Annotated in this window: 2 protein-coding genes; one reads left to right on the top strand and one right to left on the bottom strand. The window is 45.0% G+C overall.

What is annotated here, in order from left to right; genetic code table 11:
• Positions 1-192 precede the first annotated feature (192 nt).
• Positions 193-1,008, top strand: a complete 816-nt coding sequence (locus tag FTU12_RS16265; RefSeq protein ID WP_000018323.1) for an APH(3')-I family aminoglycoside O-phosphotransferase — start codon at positions 193-195, stop codon at positions 1,006-1,008.
• Positions 1,009-1,144: 136 nt separating this feature from the next.
• Here FTU12_RS16265 and FTU12_RS16270 read toward each other — a convergent pair whose 3' ends face one another.
• Positions 1,145-1,546: a LysR substrate-binding domain-containing protein gene (locus tag FTU12_RS16270; RefSeq protein ID WP_001183556.1), complete on the bottom strand. Its 402-nt coding sequence runs from the start codon at positions 1,544-1,546 to the stop codon at positions 1,145-1,147.
• Between the last annotated feature and the right edge of the window lie 113 nt (positions 1,547-1,659).

Raw genomic sequence — 1,659 nt, forward strand, 5'->3', positions numbered from 1 at the left:
GTACCAGCGTACGGCCCACAGAATGATGTCACGCTGAAAATGCCGGCCTTTGAATGGGTTCATGTGCAGCTCCATCAGCAAAAGGGGATGATAAGTTTATCACCACCGACTATTTGCAACAGTGCCGATAAAAATATATCATCATGAACAATAAAACTGTCTGCTTACATAAACAGTAATACAAGGGGTGTTATGAGCCATATTCAACGGGAAACGTCTTGCTCGAGGCCGCGATTAAATTCCAACCTGGATGCTGATTTATATGGGTATAGATGGGCTCGCGATAATGTCGGGCAATCAGGTGCGACAATCTATCGATTGTATGGGAAGCCCGATGCGCCAGAGTTGTTTCTGAAACATGGCAAAGGTAGCGTTGCCAATGATGTTACAGATGAGATGGTCAGACTAAACTGGCTGACGGCATTTATGCCTCTTCCGACCATCAAGCATTTTATCCGTACTCCTGATGATGCATGGTTACTCACCACTGCGATCCCCGGGAAAACAGCATTCCAGGTATTAGAAGAATATCCTGATTCAGGTGAAAATATTGTTGATGCGCTGGCAGCGTTCCTGCGCCGGTTGCATTCGATTCCTGTTTGTAATTGTCCTTTTAACAGCGATCGCGCATTTCGTCTCGCTCAGGCGCAATCACGAATGAATAACGGTTTGGTTGATGCGAGTGATTTTGATGACGAGCGTAATGGCTGGCCTGTTGAACAAGTCTGGAAAGAAATGCATAAGCTTTTGCCATTCTCACCGGATTCAGTCGTCACTCATGGTGATTTCTCACTTGATAACCTTATTTTTGACGAGGGGAAATTAATAGGTTGTATTGATGTTGGACGAGTCGGAATCGCAGACCGATACCAGGATCTTGCCATCCTATGGAACTGCCTCGGTGAGTTTTCTCCTTCATTACAGAAACGGCTTTTTCAAAAATATGGTATTGATAATCCTGATATGAATAAATTGCAGTTTCATTTGATGCTCGATGAGTTTTTCTAATCAGAATTGGTTAATTGGTTGTAACACTGGCAGAGCATTACGCTGACTTGACGGGACGGCGCTTCCCTACCCTCATGGCCGCCTCCCAGGAATCGACCCAGGTGCTTATCGTGGACATAATCCTTTACTCATAAATTTATCTTATTCCATTATTGTACCTGTCACGCAAAACTTGCAGAAAAGCCATAAACGCAGGAGAATCCTGTCGGCGGTGAGGATAATAAATATGGTAGCCGTCAAAATATGGACACCACTCGGTCAGAACAGCAATCAGCTTGCCGCTTTTGATATATCCATCTGCAACATACTCGGGAATATAGGCAATCCCCAGCCCGTCTAATGCTGCATCGAGCTGATGAATCGTGCTGTTCGCAATATATTGCCCTTTGACTTTCAGACTGAATTTCTGAGCATCTTTCTCGAATTCCCAGGCGTACAATCCACTCGTATCAGAATAGCGGACGTTAATGCAGTTGTGGTTCAAAAGATCCTGCGGCTTCCTGGGCTTAGCATAACGCTTAAAATGGCACTGTTGCAAAGTTAGCGATGAGGCAGCCTTTTGTCTTATTCAAAGGCCTTACATTTCAAAAACTCTGCTTACCAGGCGCATTTCGCCCAGGGGATCACCATAATAAAATGCTGAGGCCTGGC

This window comes from Acinetobacter sp. YH12063, from assembly GCF_013419715.1.
GTDB lineage: Bacteria > Pseudomonadota > Gammaproteobacteria > Pseudomonadales > Moraxellaceae > Acinetobacter > Acinetobacter amyesii.

What these genes read in the sequence shown, in the direction of transcription:
- FTU12_RS16265 (WP_000018323.1), top strand. Translation starts at nt 193, where the DNA reads ATGAGCCATATTCAACGGGAAACGTCTTGCTCGAGGCCGCGATTAAAT.